19 protein-coding genes are annotated in these 21,811 nt (G+C 50.1%); 8 read left to right on the top strand and 11 right to left on the bottom strand.

Annotated elements, in window-relative coordinates:
* Window positions 1–95 precede the first annotated feature (95 nt).
* The 3 genes from uvrC (at window position 96) to AC23NW_RS08590 (ending at window position 4,393) form a co-directional block, all read left to right on the top strand.
* On the top strand, window positions 96–1,904 hold the full coding sequence (gene uvrC, locus AC23NW_RS08600; protein WP_293835585.1) for an excinuclease ABC subunit UvrC: 1,809 nt from the start codon (window positions 96–98) through the stop codon (window positions 1,902–1,904).
* Window positions 1,905–1,979: 75 nt separating this feature from the next.
* Window positions 1,980–3,149, top strand: coding sequence for a glycoside hydrolase family 88 protein (locus AC23NW_RS08595; RefSeq protein ID WP_293835587.1), 1,170 nt, complete (start codon window positions 1,980–1,982; stop codon window positions 3,147–3,149).
* Window positions 3,150–3,253: 104 nt separating this feature from the next.
* Entirely contained in the window at window positions 3,254–4,393 is a 1,140-nt protein-coding gene (locus AC23NW_RS08590) for a DUF6786 family protein (RefSeq protein WP_487448874.1), read from the top strand.
* Between the two features lie 74 nt (window positions 4,394–4,467).
* Here AC23NW_RS08590 and AC23NW_RS08585 read toward each other — a convergent pair whose 3' ends face one another.
* From AC23NW_RS08585 to sucD, 8 genes are all read right to left on the bottom strand, one after another.
* Window positions 4,468–5,535 carry a type IX secretion system ring subunit PorN/GldN gene (locus AC23NW_RS08585; RefSeq protein ID WP_487448872.1) on the bottom strand — a complete coding sequence of 356 codons (1,068 nt, stop codon included), beginning with the start codon at window positions 5,533–5,535 and terminating at the stop codon, window positions 4,468–4,470.
* 128 nt (window positions 5,536–5,663) lie between these two features.
* The gene (gene porM / locus AC23NW_RS08580) at window positions 5,664–7,253 is read right to left on the bottom strand and encodes a type IX secretion system motor protein PorM/GldM (protein ID WP_487448871.1); all 1,590 of its coding nucleotides are present in this window, start codon (window positions 7,251–7,253) and stop codon (window positions 5,664–5,666) included.
* Window positions 7,254–7,355: 102 nt separating this feature from the next.
* Window positions 7,356–8,174 carry a type IX secretion system motor protein PorL/GldL gene (porL, locus tag AC23NW_RS08575; protein WP_293835596.1) on the bottom strand — a complete coding sequence of 273 codons (819 nt, stop codon included), beginning with the start codon at window positions 8,172–8,174 and terminating at the stop codon, window positions 7,356–7,358.
* 63 nt (window positions 8,175–8,237) lie between these two features.
* Window positions 8,238–9,404, bottom strand: coding sequence for a T9SS ring complex lipoprotein PorK/GldK (gene porK, locus AC23NW_RS08570; protein ID WP_293835598.1), 1,167 nt, complete (start codon window positions 9,402–9,404; stop codon window positions 8,238–8,240).
* A gap of 312 nt (window positions 9,405–9,716) precedes the next feature.
* Window positions 9,717–10,688, bottom strand: coding sequence for a PorP/SprF family type IX secretion system membrane protein (locus AC23NW_RS08565; protein ID WP_487448870.1), 972 nt, complete (start codon window positions 10,686–10,688; stop codon window positions 9,717–9,719).
* 228 nt (window positions 10,689–10,916) lie between these two features.
* A complete protein-coding gene (locus AC23NW_RS08560) occupies window positions 10,917–11,702 on the bottom strand; it encodes a uroporphyrinogen-III synthase (RefSeq protein WP_293835603.1) in 786 nt (261 codons plus the stop codon).
* A gap of 49 nt (window positions 11,703–11,751) precedes the next feature.
* The gene (locus tag AC23NW_RS08555) at window positions 11,752–13,041 is read right to left on the bottom strand and encodes a DUF4271 domain-containing protein (protein ID WP_487448867.1); all 1,290 of its coding nucleotides are present in this window, start codon (window positions 13,039–13,041) and stop codon (window positions 11,752–11,754) included.
* Window positions 13,042–13,051: 10 nt separating this feature from the next.
* Window positions 13,052–13,927 carry a succinate--CoA ligase subunit alpha gene (sucD, locus tag AC23NW_RS08550; RefSeq protein WP_293835609.1) on the bottom strand — a complete coding sequence of 292 codons (876 nt, stop codon included), beginning with the start codon at window positions 13,925–13,927 and terminating at the stop codon, window positions 13,052–13,054.
* A gap of 232 nt (window positions 13,928–14,159) precedes the next feature.
* Here sucD and AC23NW_RS08545 point away from each other — a divergent pair, with 232 nt between their 5' ends.
* The 4 genes from AC23NW_RS08545 (at window position 14,160) to AC23NW_RS08530 (ending at window position 18,727) form a co-directional block, all read left to right on the top strand.
* The gene (locus AC23NW_RS08545; RefSeq protein ID WP_487448865.1) at window positions 14,160–14,741 is read left to right on the top strand and encodes a DUF6962 family protein; all 582 of its coding nucleotides are present in this window, start codon (window positions 14,160–14,162) and stop codon (window positions 14,739–14,741) included.
* 74 nt (window positions 14,742–14,815) lie between these two features.
* The gene (locus AC23NW_RS08540; protein ID WP_487448863.1) at window positions 14,816–15,877 is read left to right on the top strand and encodes a DNA topoisomerase IB; all 1,062 of its coding nucleotides are present in this window, start codon (window positions 14,816–14,818) and stop codon (window positions 15,875–15,877) included.
* An 88-nt stretch (window positions 15,878–15,965) separates the two neighbouring features.
* On the top strand, window positions 15,966–16,343 hold the full coding sequence (locus AC23NW_RS08535; protein WP_293835616.1) for a BlaI/MecI/CopY family transcriptional regulator: 378 nt from the start codon (window positions 15,966–15,968) through the stop codon (window positions 16,341–16,343).
* 26 nt (window positions 16,344–16,369) lie between these two features.
* Window positions 16,370–18,727 (top strand): M56 family metallopeptidase, encoded by a 2,358-nt coding sequence (locus tag AC23NW_RS08530; protein ID WP_487448860.1) that lies wholly within the window; start codon window positions 16,370–16,372, stop codon window positions 18,725–18,727.
* A 94-nt stretch (window positions 18,728–18,821) separates the two neighbouring features.
* Here AC23NW_RS08530 and AC23NW_RS08525 read toward each other — a convergent pair whose 3' ends face one another.
* The 3 genes from AC23NW_RS08525 to AC23NW_RS08515 form a co-directional block, all read right to left on the bottom strand.
* Window positions 18,822–19,889, bottom strand: a complete 1,068-nt coding sequence (locus tag AC23NW_RS08525) for a 2Fe-2S iron-sulfur cluster-binding protein (RefSeq protein WP_487448859.1) — start codon at window positions 19,887–19,889, stop codon at window positions 18,822–18,824.
* A gap of 111 nt (window positions 19,890–20,000) precedes the next feature.
* Window positions 20,001–20,861: an N-acetylglucosamine kinase gene (locus tag AC23NW_RS08520; RefSeq protein ID WP_487448857.1), complete on the bottom strand. Its 861-nt coding sequence runs from the start codon at window positions 20,859–20,861 to the stop codon at window positions 20,001–20,003.
* Between the two features lie 76 nt (window positions 20,862–20,937).
* Window positions 20,938–21,174 carry a cytochrome b5 domain-containing protein gene (locus tag AC23NW_RS08515; RefSeq protein WP_487448855.1) on the bottom strand — a complete coding sequence of 79 codons (237 nt, stop codon included), beginning with the start codon at window positions 21,172–21,174 and terminating at the stop codon, window positions 20,938–20,940.
* A 153-nt stretch (window positions 21,175–21,327) separates the two neighbouring features.
* On the opposite strand from AC23NW_RS08515, the gene AC23NW_RS08510 reads away from it, so the two are divergent.
* Window positions 21,328–21,777 (top strand): hypothetical protein, encoded by a 450-nt coding sequence (locus AC23NW_RS08510; protein ID WP_487448853.1) that lies wholly within the window; start codon window positions 21,328–21,330, stop codon window positions 21,775–21,777.
* Window positions 21,778–21,811 lie beyond the last annotated feature (34 nt).

The raw sequence follows: 21,811 nt of genomic DNA, 5'->3' as shown, positions 1-21,811 counted from the left end.
TGCGGCGTCAGCTACAGCCAGTATCTGGTCTCTTCAATTATCCGGTATCCGTTTTTCATTGTCCATTTTACATTATCCATTAAACGCATATGCCTATGCCGCCCTTTGATTATAAAGCCGAACTAGCCAGAATCCCGCATGAACCGGGTGTTTACCGCTATTTTGATCTGACCGGCGAAGTAATCTACGTCGGGAAAGCAAAAGATTTGAAGAACCGTGTCAGCAGCTATTTTGTTAAATCGAACCAGCATGACCGGAAAACAACGCGGCTGGTCAGTCAGATCCGGAAGATTGAGTTCACGATCGTTCATACCGAGTTTGATGCGTTACTGCTAGAAAATCAGCTGATCAAGCGTTATCAGCCGAAATACAATATCCTGCTGCGCGATGACAAAACGTATCCGTTTATCTGCGTGACAAACGAACCGTTTCCGCGTGTGCAGACGACCCGTCGTATTGACCGGAAACTGGGTACGTTCTATGGTCCTTTCGCCAATCTGAAGCCGATGTATACAGTACTGGAAATGTTCAGCCAGCTGTTTACGATACGCACCTGTAATTACCACCTGTCGAAAGAAAACATTGAAGAAAACAAGTTTAAGGTCTGTCTTGAATACCACATCGGCAATTGTAAAGGCCCCTGCGAAGGCAGACAGTCGCGCGAGGAGTATGATAAGGACATCGAACAGATACATCATATTCTGAAAGGCAACCTGAAACCTGCCCAGGACTATTTTAAGTCGAAAATGCTGGAAGCGGCGCAGGATCTTGCCTTTGAGCAGGCGCAGCAATACAAGGACCGGCTTGATATCCTGCAGCGTTTTCAGAGTAAATCAACGGTTGTGAATCCGAAGATTGAAAACGCTGATGTGTTTACGATTGCGTCGGATGAGTCGTGCGCCTACATCAACTTTATGAAAGTAGCTAACGGCACCATCATCCAGACCCACACCGTTGAGGTAAAGAAAAAACTGGACGAAAGTGACGCCGACCTGCTGACGATGATTATAATCGAATTCAGGAATCAATACGGAGCTGAAGCCAAAGAGATCATTACCAATATTCCGCTGGAGGCTGACCTGAAGGCTGAAATTACGGTGCCGCAGATCGGCGACAAAAAGAAACTGCTCGACATGTCGCTCAAAAATGTGCTGTATTTCCGGCGCGAGCGGCAGGAAAAAGCCAACGCTGAAGCATCGGCGAATGCCAGCAAGAAAGACCGCGTCCTGATCCGGTTGAAGCAGGATCTTCAGCTGAAAACCCTCCCGCACCGGATTGAATGCTTTGATAACTCGAATATTCAGGGCACGAACCCCGTTTCGGCGATGGTATGTTTTATCGACGGTAAACCGGCAAACCGCGAATACCGCCATTTTTCCATCAAGACCGTGGTTGGCCCGAACGACTTTGCCAGCATGCATGAGGTCGTTACCCGCCGCTATACCCGCGTGCTCGACGAACAGACCGGCCTTCCGGATCTGATTGTTATTGATGGTGGTAAAGGCCAGCTCAGCGCTGCCTGCGAAGCCCTGAAAGGCCTGGACCTTTACGGCAAGGTCCCGATCATAGGCATTGCCAAGCGGCTTGAAGAAATTTATTTTCCCGAAGACAGCCTGCCGCTCTATATTGATAAAAAGTCTGAGTCGCTGAAGCTCATCCAGCGTATTCGTGATGAGGCCCACCGCTTCGCCATTACGTATCACCGCGACAAACGGAGCCGCAACAGCCTGATCAGCGAACTTGAAAATATTGAAGGAGTTGGTAAAAAGACTGCCGCCAAACTGCTCAAATTCTTCAAGGGAGTCACGAAAATACGGGAAGCATCCGTTGAGGAAGTTGCTGAAGTCGTTGGCGTTGACCGGGCAACTAAGATTAAAGCATACTTTGCCAACATGGAACAATAAGCGATAGCGGTAAAACCAGCCGGTAGCGGACTTTTACAGGGGAATGTATCATCTGTCAGATAACACCCCTTGTTCATGAAACGATTTGCTGCGCTTACTGCGCTACTGATTGCCCCGCTTTTGGCATTTACACAACCAAAGATTGACGTTAAAAAGCAATTTGACATTGCTCAGGAGCATTACACCCGTATGCTGCAAACCCATACGGACCTTACCCGTTTTCCACAATCGACCAATCCGGACGGCTCACCGCGTGATATGAAATCAGACTGGTGGTGCAGTGGTTTTTTCGGCGGCTCGCTCTGGTATCTTTACGAATACACAAACGACCCGAAATGGAAAGAGGCGGCCCATACCTGGACAATGGCCGTTGAAAAAGAAAAGTTTAATACCCGGACCCATGACCTGGGTTTTATGCTCTACTGTCCGTTCGGAAATGGCTACCGGCTTACTAAGAACCCGCAGTATAAGGAAATCATGCTGACGGGTGCCAAATCGCTGGCAACGCGGTTTAATCCGCAGGTCGGAGTGATTAAATCATGGGAAAAGCTGGGTAAATATACGTATCCGGTGATTGTCGATAACATGATGAACCTGGAGTTCCTGTTCTGGGCGGCCCGCGAATCCGGCGACAAGACCTTCTATAACCTGAGTGTTACGCATGCCGATAATACGCTCAAAAACCATTTCCGCCCCGATAACAGCAGCTACCATGTCGTTTGTTATGGTCCAAACGGCGAGGTTGAAGCCAAGGTGACTCATCAGGGCTACTCCAATGAATCGGCATGGTCACGCGGTCAGGCATGGGCCTTGTATGGCTATACCGATATGTACCGCGAAACGAAGGATAAAAAATACCTCGCACAGGCGGAAAAAATCGCGGATTATATCCTGAATCACCCTAACCTTCCGGCCGACAAAATTCCGTACTGGGATTTCAATGCCCCGAACATTCCGAATGAAGAGCGCGATGCCTCAGCTGGAGCCATTACGGCGTCAGCATTATTGGAACTAAGCACCTACACCGGTAAAAAAGGAAAAGTATACTTTTCTGCCGCTGAAAAAATGCTGCAAAGCCTGTCGGGAGATGCCTATCTGGCGAAGCCCGGCGAAAACAACAACTTTATCCTGAAACACAGCGTAGGCGCTAAACCGCTTAAGTCAGAAATTAATACTCCGCTGGTTTACGCCGACTATTACTACCTCGAAGGTCTGCTCCGTTACCAGAAACTAGCTAAACGCTGATCAGGCTGATGAAAACGTTCCCCCAATTAACTCTCTGCACGCTTACCGGCCTGCTACTCATTGCTTGTGGCGGAACAAAAACCGACCAGAAAACAACGCAGACTATGCAAGTACCTCAAGGCGCGTTCGGCCATGATATCGCGTTCCTGAAGCAACATAAGGATGTATTAGTGCTGACATCTCCCGATAATGACTCCGCACAGGTCGCAGTGATCGGCGATTATCAGGGCCGCGTAATGACCAGTACGGCCAACGGATCCGGCGGCAACAGCTTTGGCTGGATCAACTACAAACTTATTGAGTCCGGCGAACACCAGCCCCATATGAATGCCTTCGGCGGCGAAGACCGCATCTGGCTCTCGCCGGAAGGTGGTCAGTTTTCGGTGTATTTCAAGCCGGCTGCCCCGTTTACGTTTGATGAATGGCAGACGCCCGCTATCATTGATACAACTGCCTATACACTTGAGCGGTCAACCGGCTCAGAAGCGGTTTTCAGTAAAGCAGCTTCGCTGACAAATCATGCAGGTGTGTCGTTTGCTATCCGTATTGAGCGGAAGGTTTCCGTTTTTTCGAAAACAGCTCTTGCCGGGTTGTTTCCGGATACCGACCTGACCGGCGTTAAGGTTGTTGGTTATGAAACCGCCAATACGCTCGAAAACACCGGCTCTGACTGGCAACGCGACAAAGGTGTGCTGGGCATCTGGATTCTGGGTATGTTTACGCCGTCTCCGCAAACTACGATCATTGCTCCTTTTACCAGAACCTACTCCGCAAACCTTCTGCTGACTGATACCTATTTCGGTAAGGTCCCGGCTGACCGGCTGAAGGTGCTTGAACAGGCTGTACTTATGCGGGCAGACGGGAAACACCGGAGCAAAATCGGGCTGGCAGGCCTGTCGGCACGGCCGTTCGCGGGTAGCTATGATGCCGGAAAAGGCGTCTTAACCATCGTTCAGTACGACCTCTCTCCGACCGGCGATTACCTGAAATCAACATGGGAGCACCATAAAGACCCGTATGGCGGCGATGCGCTGAACGCCTACAATGACGGCCCGCTTGCCGATGGCAGTCAACTGGGGCCGTTTTATGAACTGGAGTCTAATTCGTCGGTTAAAGCGCTGAAAAAAGGCGAGAAGCTAACCCACCATCACCGGACGTTTCATTTTGAAGGTTCGGCTGAAAAACTGGCCCCGATTGCGAAGACTGTTTTAGGAATCGATCTTTTGAAGGACTTAAACTGGTGAGTATTCCCCACAATGCAAAAGCCGGAAGCAGCTGATAGCTGGCTTCCGGCTTTTTTTATGAGCAGGAAAAGGGATTAATATTCCCAGAGACCGTGCTCAACTTCCATCAGTTCGTACTCTGTCTGGTATGATTTCATCAGACCGTCACGGTCACCGAACATACCGATCAGGTCGTTATCCTGCGGGTTTGATACTTTTGTAATACGACCATAGAATAACCGGAGATCAAAGGCATCGGCCAGATTTTTATGCTGTGCCTGGTTCTGTGGGTTATACCAGATAAACTTCTTAGGGTCGCTGCGGAACAGTTGGTCCAGATCCTTATACTTGAAGGTAGCAACCGGTACTTCCAGACCAGCCTGGTTTTTATCAGCAGGCAGAAATAGCGTTACAGTCTGAACGTCGTAGAACAACCGTGAACGTTTACGGTCAAAAATCCAGTCTTCCTTCACTTCCAGAATACTGAATTCGCGGGCCAGATACTCGTTATCCGATGACATCGGCTTCGGCGCGGCAGCAGCCAGCGCTGCTGAATCAACAGCCGGCTTTGGTGGTTCTACCGGCTGAACCGCCTTAGCACCTTTTTTGCCTTTGGCATTTTTCGCCGTTGCTTTTTTCTTAGGAGCCGGTGTTCCCCAGCCGTCATCAGCCGGTTTGGCCTCTTTCTTCGGCGTTCCCCAGCCATCGTCAGCTGCCTTTTTAGGATCTTCTTTCTTTGGCTTATCCCAACCGTCGTTAGCTCCGGCGGCGCCGTCTTCCTTAAAACCGGCTGCGATTTCCTCGGCAGACAGACCACCTGTGGCATTCGGCTGCACAAGACGCTGCTGGAATTTCTCCGGCGCCATCTTCGTTTTCACCGAGTCGTTTTCGTAAGGTACCAGTAAACCGGCTTTAACAGCCTCGATCAGGTACTTTGAAATTTCGTTATTCTTCGAGAACATCGACTGATTCTGCTTCTCCTTCAGGTCGATCCGACGCCAAAGGGTTTTCTTCATCATGATGTCGTTCTCGTTGATTGCCCGTACTGAAAGCGGGTTTGTACCATTACTGGCCTTCTCCTGCGCCACCGCACTACCTCCTGTCACCAGTAAGGCGGATACTACCGTTCCGGCAGCTACCGCTATCGTGTTGATTCGCAACATACGTTTCAATCCTTGATATTGTCTGACTTTCATTTTCACTATTACTAACGTGGAGTACGGGGTAATAGTATTTGATTTTTAGGATATTGAGCGAGTATTTTTCATACCCGCTCAACTATATTTCAGGCTTAATATAAGCCCACTGACTGCATTGGACGGCCCATGGATACCTCGCTGATTTCACCACGGAAATTTCTGCGCTGTACGCCATTTACTTCAATAATCAGACGGTCACCCGGCTGCGCTTCTGCGCCGATCTCACCCAGAGAGCCTTGAGGGCCGCTAATTTCCACGGCTTTCACACGACGGGTACCACGCGCCAGTGAAACAGTCAGACCCGTCACCCGATAATTGGCATCATCCGGCGAGTAGTTCTTAAAGCTCTCATCAGCAATAGCAGCAACACGTACGTTACGGGCACTGGAAGCCGGTAAACCACGCGGGTTATCTGCTTTCTGATTACCGACATAGTATTCAATCGTTGGCTTAGGCACGCGGTTTACGCGGAAAGGCTCCGAGCCTAACCGGTTACCGGCGTTGTTGATGTTCAGCATTACGTTTGCCGCACTTGGCACAATCGTAATCTTACCTTTCTGGCCTGACTCGATAACGGCAGCACCGTCAGCTGTAAAGCTTGGGTTCCAGAGTGCACCCAGCTGCGGGCTTTGTACACTCAGTTTGTTGGCACAACCCAGATACAGCGGAGGCAACGTACCGGTTTCGATTTGATACGAAGGTTTGGCTACGAAATATTCTGCCTGAAGCGGCACCGTTTTCATACCAGCCGGCGTGTTGTAGCTGATTGATCCTGTCAGCACGCGGCGAGCCAGACCATTTTTGTCATATGCACCACCTTGTGCCGTAAATTCAATAATACCTTTACCGCCATCCATCCGGACCGGTGCGCCGCTCAGGCTCATCCGTGGTGTAATGCCTGATGACGAAGCCGCCAGGAACATTTCGCCTTTGAATTTCGTACCGGCAACAACCACTTTCGATTCCATGCTCAGCATCGCCGAAATCTGGTCGAACTTAACGTCTTCGGCACCAACTTTCTGGGCAAGGGCGCTCAGTGTTTCACCTTCAATCCGACGGATTTCCGCCTGCTTCTGGCTCAATACTGCCAGGGCTGCCGGAACCGGTGTCTGGGCAAAGTTCAGCTCAGCAAAATCCTTTGTACGCTGCTCCGGTGAACGGCTCGCGATCGGATCGTCTTTGCCATCAGTAGCCAGTGACGGGTATTTCGTGGTCGAATATTTACCCATGTTCTGCAGATAGCCATCCAGGTTTTTCTGGAGCTGGTATGCCGAACCGTTGCGGTTAGCACCCACCATGATCTGCGCCACTTTTTCTTCTTCGCTGGCGTTTTTGATGTGGCCGGTTTCGTCAAGGCCACCGCCTGCTTCTTCAACGATCCGTTGTTTCAGCTGGTCGATTTCACCGATGATCGCTGAGGTAATCTGGCGGACATCACCGGCCTGCTTAAATACGGCAACGTCGTTCGGACGATTACCGGCTTTTTCAACAGCGGCCTGGATACTTTTTAACCGTTGGTCGTTTGCCTGATTGACAGCCCCCGTTGACTGCTCAAGGCTATTGTTAAGGACAATGAATTTTTCCAGAATGGCCGATGTGACCTGAAGGGCCAGCAGCGCGGTCAAAACCAGATACATCATCCCGATCATCTTCTGACGGGGTGATTCTTTTGCACCTGCCATATACTATGGGTACTTTTCTTGGTGAAGTTTAGTGTTTTAACGATCAGCGTTTTAAAGCCGGAGAGGTCCTGCCCTAAAACGCTGTCACTTAATACCTTGCTTTTATTTCTGTCCGCGCATAGCAGTCAACATGCTGCCATAAACGTTGTTCAGCGACGTCAGGTTACCGGTCAGTTTAGACAGCTCATTCTTGAACTGCTGGGTATCCCGGCTGGCATCAGCCATATTCTGCATCGCAGCTGACAGATTACCATAGAAAGCATTCATAGCTTTCAGGTGTTTGTTTGTATCCTGTAATTCCAGTTCGTAAACGGCGTTCAGCGCGCCCATGCTCTGGGTTACTTTCTGGAACTGAGTGCGGTATTCTTTCGCGTCAGTCGTGGCATCAGCCATGGCGTTCATTGCCGTGATCGCAGTGCCATATGACTTGTTCATGTCAGAAATTGCCTGAGCCGCCGTTTTCACGTTACGGGCATAGTCGTTAGTAGCTACCGTTGCATCGCTGATGTCACGCATTTTTGATACGCTGTCTGACAAAGTGCGGAAGCCGGTACCAAGCTTTTCGAATACGTCCGGCGTGATTTTCGCCTGAGCCAGCATCTGATCCATGTTAGCCGTCAGACCATTTGCCTGCGGTGCCTGCGCAACAGCCTTACGGGCTTCGCCCTTGTAGTCTTTTGCCAGTTCAGGATAAACGCGCTCCCACTCGTAATCAGATGAAGCAACAGGGAACAGGAAACTTTGGAAAGCATACAGACCGAAGATAACGGCTTCGATAATCAGACCCGCTGTCAGAAGCCAGCTGAGCGATGTAATATGCTGAATTTTGGCCATGGCGCCTAATACTACGATTGCGGCTCCGGCACTGTAAATGGTTGGTACTAGACGATCCCAGAAAAAGTTAGTTTTTCCTGCTGCCATGATGAAAGGGAAACTGTTAAAATGGGTAATTGATTGATTGTATGAAAGGAAAAATCTTAAGGCTTATTTACGACTGCTTCCTCCACGACCACTGCCACCTCCGCTGCTCTTACTGCTCTTGCTGCTGGCGCTAGAGCGTCCGCTGCTGCGTCCGCCTCCACGCGCTGAAGCTGCACGACCTTCGAGGTTATCCATTACGCAACGGAACCCGATGTAAGAACGTTTTGCATCTTCGTATTCGTAATAGCGTGTACCTGTTTCCAGATAGTACGCAATATCTTTCCATGATCCGCCGCGAACCACTTTGCGGGGCTCATCCGGATTCTGGTTGTCAGGGTTCATATCCCAAACGATGGCGTTGCTGTTGTCGGCATAGGCATCGCGGCACCACTCAGCTACGTTACCTGCCATGTTGTACAGGCCGTATTCGTTAGCGTTGTAGGCATTAGCCGGTGCCGTATACGGATACCCATCGGCATCAAAGTTACCACGCTGCGGCTTAAAGTTAGCCAGGTAGCAACCTTTACCGTTTGCCACGTATGGGTTACCCCATGGATATTTAGCTCCGTTTTTACCGCCACGGGCTGCCCATTCCCATTCAGCCTCTGATGGCAGGCGGAAACGTGGTGACTGGAACATGCCTTCTTTAGTACGGTAGTCGTTATAAAGCGAAGTACGCCAGTTACAGAAATGCTGTGCGGCTTTCCAGCTTACACCAACAACCGGATAAGTGTCGAATGCAGGGTGTGTATAGTAATACTCCAGCATCGGGTCACCGTTGTGATAGGTAAAGTCGTTTTTCCAGACCGTAGTATCCGGATAAAACTTTGTCATAATCTCTTCTTCTCCCAGAACAGATACAGAATCGGCCAGCAGTGCATTGACATACTGACGATACTCATGGTTGGTGATCTCCGTATCATCCATGTAGAATGAGCTGATGGTCACCCGGCGATTCATGTTGATTTGAGTAGCAGCAACATCTTCGTCAGCCTGACCCATAATAAACGAGCCAGATGGGATAAGAACCATTCCGTAAGGCGTTGTCTGCTTCCAGCCTTTCCGGCCTTTGTCAGCGGTTACTTCACCGTTGTTAACCCCTACTTCGCCACTACCACCTTTGCCACCCCCAAACTTGGATTTGATAAAGCCGCAACTCTGCATCAGCAGAACCACTGCCGCGACCATTACCCCGCGAGTTGCGCGAATTGTCAACCAGTTGTACTTCATCTTTATTGGTACGTTAAATCCTTCTTGTGCAAGACCGAACTAAAAACGAAAATCAGTACGGTTATTGTATGCTATACTTTTTTATTGCAATAATTCTGTGCAACGACCTGATTCCGGCTATTGTCAACCCCTGTCAGTCAGCCCAATCACCTCAAAAATACAACCCACACTGCAAACAGCCTAACAATAATTCTGCCAATTTGTTGATAATCCCGTTTTTTATATCCAAAACCTTCATTTAGTTCCTTTTTATACTGACTATGAAGTATTTGGATCCTCAACGTACGAATAGCATTCCTGTTTCCCTTTCTGTTAATACCGGAACCGGGGGGTCCGTACAACCGGCTTTTTACGGCCGTCCGGTGTTGGTAAATTGTAGCTTACCAGAATTTCGTGTGACCCCGGGCTTTTGCCTACATATGAGTTTGTGGTAAAATCGAAGGCATACCCTAACCGCAATGACTTATTAGCCAGCAGGTTTACACCGATCGTACCCGAGAAGGCATCCCCCTGCCGGTAGGATACACCAAGCCAGTAACGGGTGTCGTATGTCAACAGAATATTGCCGGTAATCGACGAGGCTTTAATGTTAGGCTGCGGATCAACCACATACTGGTATAAAATAGACGGCTGTACATCCAGATCGTAACCGATACCCAGCCGGTAACCGGCCGATAAATAAGCCGTTTTGCTCTGGGGAATGATGGAGCGGCCGTTTTCAAGCGTAGCACTCGCATTATTCAGGTGCACAACGCTCGCACCGATCCAGTAATCAATGGTATTGTAATATACGCCGGCCCCAAAATCAGGACGGGTTTCCATAAAACGGCCGGTTGGCAACAGCGGATCCGTAGGATCGGCCGCACGGAGCTTAGCATAATCTATGCCACGGGCATACAGGCCCGCCTGCGCTCCGATGGCCAGCGTACCCTGCTTCAGATTAAGGCGGTAGGCATACGATACTTCTGCGGCCTGGTTAATGAACGGTCCCAGCTTATCATTCAGCAGGTAAACCCCTACTCCGCTTTTAATTTTGGTAAGCGGTGTATTAAAGGAAAGCAATTGTGTGCCGGGAGCGCCGCCGTCATTATAGGTTGACTGATAACCAGCCCATTGTGTACGGTGTGTCAGCTGAAACCGACTGACACCCTCAGAACCGGCAGCAGCCGGATTGTAGTACAACGGGTTAAACATGAATAAGCTGAACTGCGGATCGTTCTGACCGTATGAACCATACGACACGCCAAGCAGCAAGCACGTAAAAACGTAAAGTATGCGCCCCATATTCGACTTTTAAGGGATTGAGTTCGGGTAATAATTAACGCAATTTAGAAATTCAGCCCACTTTTTATACGTTACCTCCGCTGATCCACGCAAGTAATCTGATTTCCTGAGTGCTGTTAACAGCCAATTTTGTTCGACTTATTTCTTAAACGCCAAATCTCTGAAATTATTGGCACAAAAAAAGAGGTCGAATCTCTAAAATCCGACCTCTTCCTTAACTCACTATCCCTACAGATTGTTGGCCTTTTTGATATATAACTCCAGTGCACCGGTCATCGACGGGGCATTTGGCAACGGAGCCTCAATATCAAGAATTAAGCCGGCTTCTGTAATCGCCTTAGCGGTTGTCGGCCCGAAAGCCGCCATACGAATGTCGTTTTGTTTGAACTCCGGAAAGTTATTGAACAGCGAGGTAACACCTGACGGGCTGAAAAAGGCAATGATGTCGAACGACTGGATATCGACATCGGATAAGTCCGTCGATACCGTTTCGTACATTACCGCTTCTGTCAGATGCAGACCGCTGATATCCATAAACTCAGGAATATCGTTATGCCGGATGTTCGAGCACGGGAATAAAAACTTCTCTGTCTTGTGCTTTTTAATAAGATCAAAAAGCTCAACAGCGGTTTTTGTGCCTGAAAAAATCTTGCGCTTCCGGATGACAATATACTTCTGTAGATAATTTGCCGTCTGCTCAGAAATACAGAAATATTTCATGTCGGCCGGTACTTCGATACGGCCTTCCTGACAGATCCGGAAAAAATGGTCGATCGCATTCCGGCTGGTGAAAATGATAGCCGTATGATCGAGGATGTTTATCTTTTGTCTACGGAAATCTTTATACGATACGCCTTGAATTTGAATAAACGGCCGGAAATCAATGGTGATGTTAAATTTACTAGCTAAGTCGAAGTAAGGTGATTTCTCGTCAGCGGGCCGTGACTGGGTTACCAGCACTTTGGAAACTTTTGTCAGCCGGCTTGCCGATGACTGCGTGCTTATTTCATTCATTGACAATACTTCTTTTGACGTTCAGAGTCGGATGCCGCAAAGGAAGTGCTCAAAGTGCAAAGCGCACCCCAATGAGCAAGGGCACTAATTCTACGATGCAAAGGTACGAAATTAAATAGAGACTTTTTACTGATGCTGCATTTGTAAATACAACGTATAGCAATACAAGACGTCCGACATAGAAGATTATAAACGGGATTTGCAGATAAGCCCCTATCGATGCCGGATCGTGTATGTTGAAAACCAACGCAGTAAGCAGTATTGCAATTGTGGGAAAGAAAATAGAAGAAGCCTGAAGAATTTTAAAATAATGTAGATTCGTTATACTCTCCAGACGATATAAACTACCGATTGACTGCAGTGCAACGTATTTTCCCATCATCAATAAAAAGGCAATTCCGCTAACCAGGAAAAAATCAATGATCAGCGACGGCAGCTGGCGGCCCTGCAACATGAGGGTACGCGACGCAAACACGTCGATATCCAGATCCTGGACAAACATTATCAGAAACCCGATCACAAAACTGAGATTCAGCGTAAATGCGATGGTTGCCCGGTTCAGCTGCTTGTTGATCACAAACTGCTCGTCGCGCAGGCGCAGGGCAAATAAATCGTGGAGGCTGAAGAAACTCAGAAAGGGACGGCGGAAGAATGTAAACAGAAATGCGTGTGTACCGAGCAGAAAGATCAGCGCCAGCCCGAAGAAATCGTCGTAGACCGTATGTGGCCTCGGCAATACGCTCAGGTTGTCGTCGCTCAGTACTACCGCCTTCTGGCTGGCAGACTTCGGATAACCGATAAATGCCTGTTTGTTTTCAATTCCCGGAGGTCCGTAAAGCGTCAGAAAAAGCTGTGGTTTCCGGTATACTTTATACAGGCTGTCGATGCTCATCACCAGCCAGCTTCCCCCCGGCAGTTTTTGCTTCAGCGCTGCATCCAGAAATACATAACAATCCTCCTCACTCCAGACCAGCAGTTTATAGTTCCGGTTACTTTCCAGATCTATAAATGCACTCACCGAAGGTAATTCACTATGCTGCTCGACGATAAACGGGATATAGGCTTTGTTGGCCTCGTCATAGACCTGCCAGTCATCCCAGATTGAGTGTACCGGATAATAACGTCCGCCCGGACCGATACCGTTGCGTGTATTACCGGCTCCGCGCCCGGTCTGTGCCAGTGATACCTGCCCAATTCCTACTATACACCAAAAAAGCAGCCAGACGCGCAACAGCATAGTTTTGAAAACGAAATCGGGGTGGTAAAACAAGCGAAAGTCAGCGGGCTTCATCGTAACGAGTTGACTTTCGATTGCCTTACGGCCCCGATTAAAATACATAGTATGGTGATTATTTACCCAGGGCTTTCAGCATGGTTTCGCCGATAAGTGCCGGAGAATCGACCACGAAGATGCCGCACTCACTCATGATTTTCATTTTGGCAGCAGCCGTATCGTCGGCACCGCCAACGATCGCACCGGCGTGTCCCATCCGGCGGCCTTTAGGGGCAGTCTGACCGGCGATAAAGCCGACAACCGGCTTCCGGTTACCATCAGCCTTGATCCAGCGGGCAGCTTCAGCTTCCATGCCGCCGCCAATCTCACCGATCATAACAATCGCTTCGGTTTCCGGATCGTTCATCAGCAATTCAACGGCTTCACGCGTTGTTGTGCCGATAATCGGGTCACCACCGATACCGATAGCCGTTGTCTGGCCAAGACCTACTTTTGATAACTGATCTACGGCTTCGTATGTCAATGTGCCTGATTTCGAGACGATACCAACTGTACCTTTCTTGAAAATAAAGCCCGGCATGATACCTACCTTACATTCGTCAGACGTCATAACGCCCGGGCAGTTAGGTCCGATCAGACGAACATCCTTACCCTGCAGGTATGCTTTAGCCGTTACCATATCCGCCGTCGGAATACCTTCGGTGATACAGATAATCACTTTAATACCGGCATCAGCAGCCTCCATAATCGCATCAGCCGCAAAAGCAGGTGGTACGAAAATGATCGATACGTCAGCTCCTGTAGTATCAACGGCATCTTTAACAGTATTGAATACAGGCCGGTCAAGATGAGACTGACCGCCTTTACCAGGCGTTACACCACCAACAACGTTGGTGCCATATTCGATCATTTGCTGGGCATGAAAACTCCCCTCAGAGCCGGTAAAGCCCTGTACAATAACTTTAGAATCTTTGTTAACTAAAACACTCATGATAAAGTCCGTAGATCGTTGGCGTTGCGTTTGGAAGCCTTTGAATTATATGCAAAAGCCGGGGCAAAAGTAGTAATTATCGCTGAACAGTGAACCTTAGATTGCAGGATTTCAGATTTACATGGCCATAATTCGACAATTTCTATAGAAAATACCCGCGTCAATTGTCTTTTTTTTCGAATTTATCAGCCGGTTTTTATTGACTCTGCTGCCGATAACTGTAACTTTCGGCATGATTCTTTCCAATGTCATTTCCGACGCCGTATTGGCTTGCACAGGTATTGGCGTTTTTTGGCATTACCACCAGCAAACCCCAATCTTCAACCGCTTGCTGTGGGGCTTCTTCTTTTTACTGATTTCACTAACCGCACTTGTAGGGGTTTTCCGCTTTGCCGGCTTCGACGGCGTTATCGGGCTGCACCAGTCGGCGCAGGTGCTGGCCGGAAGTTTAGGCGTAGTTTGTGTCGTTATGGCTGTCTGGGCCCTTGTCCGCCGTGTATCGCTGGGTATCATTGCTTTTGCAGTCTCGCTTATTATCGGCCTGTTTCTTTTCTTTATACTCCTCCTGCCGCAGGTAGCTCCGTTTGCTAAAGTTGTCGCCTCGCTCGGTATTCTGATCGTGATGCTACTGGGTGTATATGGTTTGCTTCAGCGCGATATCCGGGCGGTCTGGATTATTGCCGCCGTCATGATCATGGGGCTGGCAACCAAAACACCGTCACTTCCTCAGCCGATCAACCCTGTCGATTTTTACCATTACGCACTCGTCTGTGCGCTGCTCTGTTTTGGTAAGGCTACCCAGCACATTGAATAAATTTTCCGGCAACCACGGCCGCTTACGGGTTTCTGTGTAACTGCCGTCCGGCAGTATGCAAACACGATTCACCAATGAACGCGCCGATTAATACGCAAGACCCTGTTCTGGCTGCCAAAGCCATTAAACTCCGTTATGTCAGTGACACCATGCCCGGCATCCTCCGCCAGCGGGTTAAAGACCATTTTGTTTATGTAAATGCGAAAGCGGAGCCCGTTGAGGATGAAGCCACGCTGGAACGTATCCGTAAAATGGCCCTCCCGCCCGCCTGGGAGCATGTCTGGATTTGCTCCGCTCCGAACGGCCACCTGCAGGCTACCGGCATCGATACCAAAGGACGGAAACAATACCGCTATCACGTCCGCTGGAACGCTATGCGCAGTGATTCCAAGTTTACCCGCATGATTGCTTTCGGCGAAAAACTACCCCTGCTGCGTAAACGCCTTCAGGAAGATTTACGCGTGCGTACGCTCTCCCGCGAAAAAGTGATTGCCGTTGCACTGAGCGTGATGGAGCATACATTGATCCGGGTCGGTAATGCGGCTTATGAAAAGGAATACGGATCGTATGGCTTAACCACCCTCAAAGACCGGCACGCCAAAATAGAGGGCAGCGCCGTGCGATTCAGCTTTAAAGGCAAAAAAGGGATATACCACGACATTACCCTGCGCGACCGCCGCCTGGCCCGCCTGGTGAAAGCCTGCCGTGATATTCCCGGTAAAGAACTGTTCCAGTATCTCGGCGACGACGGTAACCGCCACAGCATTGACTCGGGTATGGTTAATGCGTATCTGCAGGAAACAATGGGCGACGAATTTTCGGCTAAGGATTTCCGGACCTGGGCCGGTACGGTTAATGCCCTGCGGCTGCTGATTGATCTGGAGCCCTGCCAGTCGGAGAAGGAGGCGAAAAAAAATGTGAATACGATCCTTGACGAAGTCTCCCACCGGCTGGGCAACACCCGTACGGTATGCCGGAAGCATTACGTACACCCTCAATTGCTTGAAGCCTATGAGTGCAGCGATCTGAATCCGTATTTCAAGCAGAAGAACCGCTACCGGCAAACCGAAGTATACGGCCTTGACGGCGTTGAAAAGCTGCTGCTCCGTTTCCTGAAAGACAAACAACCAGCCTGATTATAAAGCCTGTAAAAAAAATCAGGCATCAGCATTGACATTACGAAGACTTTCGTACATCTTTACTACGAAATTCTTCGTAGACACTATGAAACCAACAGATGCTGAACTGGAAATCCTGCAGGTACTCTGGTCAAAAGGCCCGAGTACGGTACGGCAAGTCCATGATGAACTCATTAAGACACGGGATGTCGGCTACACGACGACACTCAAACTCATGCAGATTATGCAGGAGAAAGGCATTCTGAGCCGCACAGAAGATGCCCGGTCCCACGTGTACCACGTCCTGATCGGCGAGGAGGAAACCCAGAAAAGCCTCCTCGGCCGGTTTGTCGAAACCGCCTTCCGCGGATCGGCCACCAAACTGGTTATCCAGGCGTTAGGCCAGCACAAAGCCAGCCGTGAGGAGCTGGACGAAATCCGCGCACTGCTGAACCAGCAACTCAACCAGAACTCTCCTGACTAAACCTTAAACAAATTTCACTAATGAACATGCAGCAGTTTTCCCACCCGGCAATCTGGGCTCTTGGCTGGATGCTGGTCCATGCCCTCTGGCAGGGTTTTGCCCTGGTACTTCCCGTGGCTATTGGTTTTCACCTGCTCCGGAAACGAAATGCCCGTCTGCGGTACAATCTTGGCGTTGCCACGCTGCTGGTACAGGTCGTGGTATCAGCCGGTACATTTTTCTATTACTACTGGCCGCTCCGGAATATCCGGACCGCCTCAGATCTGACGCTCCGGTCCTTGCCCTATACCTTCACGCCTACCCTACAGATTCAGGCGACTCACCTGCCCTGGTATTCAGCTCTACAGCAGTTTGTTGAAAGCCATATGCCCGAAATCGTCGTATGCTGGCTGATCGGCGTAGCAGTGTTCATGATCCGGCTGGCGGGCGGGTGGCTGTATCTGCAACACCTCAAACGCACAGCTCACCGGATTACAGACAAGGCGGTGCTTGACCTGGCAGCGGCTTTACAGGAATACCTGGGCCTGACACGGGCCATTCACATCACCGAATCAGCCGCCATCCGTGTTCCGATGGTGATTGGTATCATTAAACCGGTGGTTCTGTTGCCGGTCGGTCTGGTCAGCGGGCTTAGCCTGCGGCAAGTGGAAGCTGTGCTGGCCCATGAGTTTGCTCATATCAAGCGTGCCGACTTTGCCATCAATATCCTCCAGTCGGTTATTGAGGTGCTCTTCTTTTTCCATCCTGCGCTGTGGTGGTTGTCGGCCCGCGTCCGCGAAGAGCGCGAACTTTGCTGCGATGATATTGCCATTGACGTATGCGGGGATGCCCGTATTCTGGCCCGGGCCCTTGCCGATGTCGAAGAGTTTGCCCAGTCACCGGCACTGGCCATGAGCCTCGCCTCCAACCGGAAACAGCTGCTGCACCGGGTACGCCGGATGCTGGGTGTGCCTGTGAAACCGTTTATCTCGAACCGCAGTCTGGCCGGTCTGACCCTGGCAACCATCCTGCTGTTCAGTGTTTCGGTGTATGCCGTTCAGGAAAAAATTGACGATGAGGTAAAACCTAAATCCGCAAGCCGCCCAAAGAAAACCGGCAAAACCGAGATTGTTTTTTCAGATGATAAAAAACTGGAATCGGTTGTCTGGAACGGAGAAACGTTTCCGGCAGAACGCGTGGAGAAGATGCAAAAGCTGCTGAAAGACCTGGAGACAGGCACTATTCAACTGACCAGTGTACAAAATCCGGAGGAGCAGGAATTGCTGGCAAATCTGATGGAAAGCCGGCAGCGAACAACTGAGGGAACACTTCAGCGGGACAGCTTTGCGGGAATTTCGTCTGGTACAAACACCCTTATGCTTGCACAAGCGGCGAATATACAAATCACGGATTCAGTATTAACGCCGGCTGGATGGGCTAAAGTTACAGATTACGCCATTTCGATTGACTCACTTCCTGATGAATATTCCTATAAAGAACGTGCGCGGATTGACAGAAAACTCCAGTATGAACGCCAGATGCAGCGGCAACGGTTAAGTGCAGATCAGGCTGACAGTCTCCGGCGTGCTACCGAATCACTCCAGCGGCAAATGGAAGCACTTCAGTTGCAGCAGGAACGGGAGAACTTTAAGCTGGAAGAAGTTCAGCGTAAGGAAGAGCTGCTCAGCTGGAAAAAGCAGAAACTGATGGAGCAACGGGCAGCAGCCATTGACAAAAGCCGGCAGTCGCTCTACAGTACAAAGCAACCGCTTTCCGAGGCAGACATGGAAAAGATGGTACGCGATGGCGAGGCAAAGATAAAGGAAAGCGAAGCTCAGATTGAGGCATTGAGCAAGGATATGGAAAAGCTGAAACAGACGCAGGAAGAAATCCGGCAGCCGTATCAGAAACTGGAACGGCAGATGGAGCAACTCGAACGGCAGCAGGAATTGCTGATGCGGCAACAGGAACGGCATTTTGACGCAATGGCAGATGCAGACGTGCACGTAACAGGTTACGGCGTTTTCCGGGCACCGCGTGCAGCAAGAGCCCCAAGAGTTCCCCGAATGTCAGATGAGAACGTTCGTATATCAGGCTATGCTGTTTCACGGGCACCACGTGCCGCAAGAGTTCCCCGCGTGCCTCGTGCTCCCCGCGCTGTCAGCGGTGTGCCGATACCAGCTACGCCGCCAGAACCCTCAGGTGTACTGGCTCCGGCCGCTCCGCTGGAACCCGTTACCGTTGAAGGTCATCTCCTGCCCCCCGACCCGCTTGACCCGGTTACCGTCGAAGGAAGGCCGGCTCCTCCACGGATTCAGAAAGCACCGCGCACCAAATGGAAGCGTATAACCGTACCGCCGAAAGCCCCGAAGCCAGCCACCGCTCCTAAGCCGGAGAACGATTGATGGATATTGTAAAATGAACAATGGATGCTGTAGAATGAATAACAGGCTAATGACCATTATTCATTCTACAGCATCCATTGTTCATTAAGCCATATTACTCAATTTCAATCACCACATCCTTTGTCAGCGGATGGGCCACGCAGGTAAGCACATAGCCTGCTTTCAGTTCCGATTCAGTCAGGCCATCTTCTTCATCGAGTTTGACTTTGCCTGATGTACACATACCCAGACAGGCTGTACACATCCCTGCCTGGCACGAATACGGCAAATCAATATCCAGTTCTAGGGCCGCCTCCAGAATGGTCTGGTGCGGGGCCACCGGAAATTTGTACTCACTACCTTCGTACAATACCGTTACTTCCGGCGAACCGCTGCTTTCCTCGGTTGTATTTTCAACCACCTCGCCGGGCGTTGGGGCTGCCGTCAGGAAGCTTTCTTTACAGACACGGTCAGCCGGTACGTTCAGAATCGACAGCGCATTGCGTACCTCATCCATCATACCATCCGGCCCGCATAAATAGAAGCTGGCCGATTGCCGTTCAGCAGCCGGCATATTTTCCAGCAACCTCACCAGCATGTGCTGGTTCAACCGGCCAGACAGGCCGCTCCAGCCATCATTTGGCTGGCTCAGCACGTGCGTAACCTGAAAGCGATTGGCTCCGTATGCCTGCTCCATCGCATTCAGATGGGCCTTGAAGATGATCGAATCCTGATTCCGGTTGCCATAAATAAGCCACACGTTGCTTTTCGGCTCGGTGTGCAGAATCGATTTGGCCATCGAGAACAGAGGCGTAATACCGCTACCCGCTCCGATCAGCACAACCTGCCGGCTGTTACTACCGTCGAGCTTCGGCACAAACGTACCCATTGGTTCAAGGCTCTCCAACACATCACCCGCTTTCAGACGATCCAGGAGATAATTGGAAACCAGACCACCCGGCACCCGTTTGATGGTTACAGACAACGATACATCCGTGTGCGGTGAGCTCGACATGGAGTACGAGCGGCGTACTTTCTGGCCGTTGACGGTCATCAGAAAGGTCAGGAACTGTCCTGGCTGGTAGCGAACTTCTTCGTTGATCGGATGCCAGAAGCTGACCGTTACAGCATCCGGCGTTTCACGCGTAATATCTTTTACTTTCAGAAAATAACGACTTGCCATAATTGACGCGATGCAACACGGCCTCTCCGGCACATGTTGTACTTGATAATTGACTAGTGAGGTTGTTTATGTAACAACGACCTGTCAGCTGTAGTTTGTAAAAAGAAAAAATTATCCGTTTTGCGTAAGCAGCTGCCGGTGATACTGTACCAGCCCATCGCCCGGTGCTTTGAGGATAGTACCCATCCGGTAACCGTTTCCGGTTACCTCCACCCGCAGGATATCCGCAAAATAATACGCAATTGAGCCGACAAAGTGTACCGGCCACGTAGCGGCTTCCGGAAATGACGTTACATAAATAGTCAGGAAATCACGGAACGCCTGACGGACCAGCTGCTGTACATAAGGATGTGTCAGATGCTCCGACAGGAACGGCGTAAATGCCGCAAAATACCGGTTCGGAAAGGGTTTCCGATAGGCATTTTCGAGTAGTGTGGCGCGGTCAAGATCATACCGGCGATCAAAGACCACTTTCAGGTCAGCAGGCATACGGTTCTGGAAGGCATCACGCACGAGCGTTTTCCCTAAATAGCCGCCACTGCCTTCGTCACCGAGCCAGAAACCCAGCGGCTGCCCCCAGCGAACAATATCGTGCCCGTCGTAACAACAAGCATTCGAGCCCGTTCCCAGGATACAGACAATTCCCTGTTCCTGCCCGGCTGCCCCTCTGGCTGCTCCCACCATATCACTGGTAACCTCAACAGCGGTCAGGTTCGGAAATAAAGCCCGCAACGCCGTTTCTACTGTTCCACAGGAAGCAGGACTATTGCAGCCTGTACCGTAATAATAAATCCGGCTAACAGCGGTCGGGTCAAGCGAGGGAATCAGTTGCTCCCGTAATTTTGTGATGATCTGTTCCGGATCTTCAAAATAAGGATTAATGCCGTCGCTAATCATCTGCTGCGCCGGTCCGGAAGGGGTTAGTAGCCGCCAGTCCGTTTTGGTTGAGCCGCTGTCTGCCAGTAAAATCATATGGTTTCAGTACCTGTTCGTCCGTTGAAGTAACTTCATATACGAATCAGGCGTATCATTCGTTTATAGATATGCATCAGGCCAGCCGGCCGACTGCCGCAAACCGTCCGAAGACCTGTTCCGTATGCGGGGCATCGGCAAGTTCATCGGTTAAGTCCTGGCCAGCCCAGTGCTCATAATGCCTGCCATTACGCCAGAGCCTTGATCCGGTTACATCGTAGATAATTCCGCGAAAGGCAATCCAGATTTCTTCGCGGTCTGATCCATTCCGTAAAGCAAGCTGTGCGCGGCTGTAAGCAGGTAATTCGTTCACTATTTCTTTTATTAACTTAGCAACACCCGTCAGCAAATCATCGTACTAATTGACAGTTCATCCCGTCAAATATCCGTCTTACGCTGACTCCATTTGCGAATGCACACAAATTTACTGTATCTTTAACCACTTGTGTTACGATTACTAACAATCATGAAAAAGACCTCGCTTGTAGCCTTTTCTTTATTAGTGGGCTTATTCGTTATCATGTCAGGGTGCAAAAAAACACCGACGCCACCTGTATCTGAACGGATTGCCAAAGCCTGGACTGCCCGCATCGTTGACGAAAACCAGACAACCGTTTACACGCGGGGAGGCACCAATAATGTCCGCCCGGGCTATTCAAGCTTTAAAATAGACCTCAGCAGTGCCACAACGGCCAGCCTGGTTGAATTTGACGGCAGTAAGTTTACAGGACAGTGGTCTGTACCGAGCGATACCCGACTGGTACTGAGCAACCTGAATCCGCAACCGACCGGTACCAACGGTACGATCGAATTTACCATCAACAGCCTGACGGATACCGAACTGAAACTGACCCGTACAACGGCCAGCCAGAAAACCGGCGGTACGATCAACGTCTATACGCTTTCAAATCCGTAAGCGGAAACGAACATATTTTCTTTCTAAGCCGTTT

Source organism: Arsenicibacter sp. R0_47 (assembly GCF_057652235.1).
The sequence above is the reverse complement of the archived record's forward strand: the minus strand, read 5'-3'. Positions and strand labels throughout refer to the sequence as shown.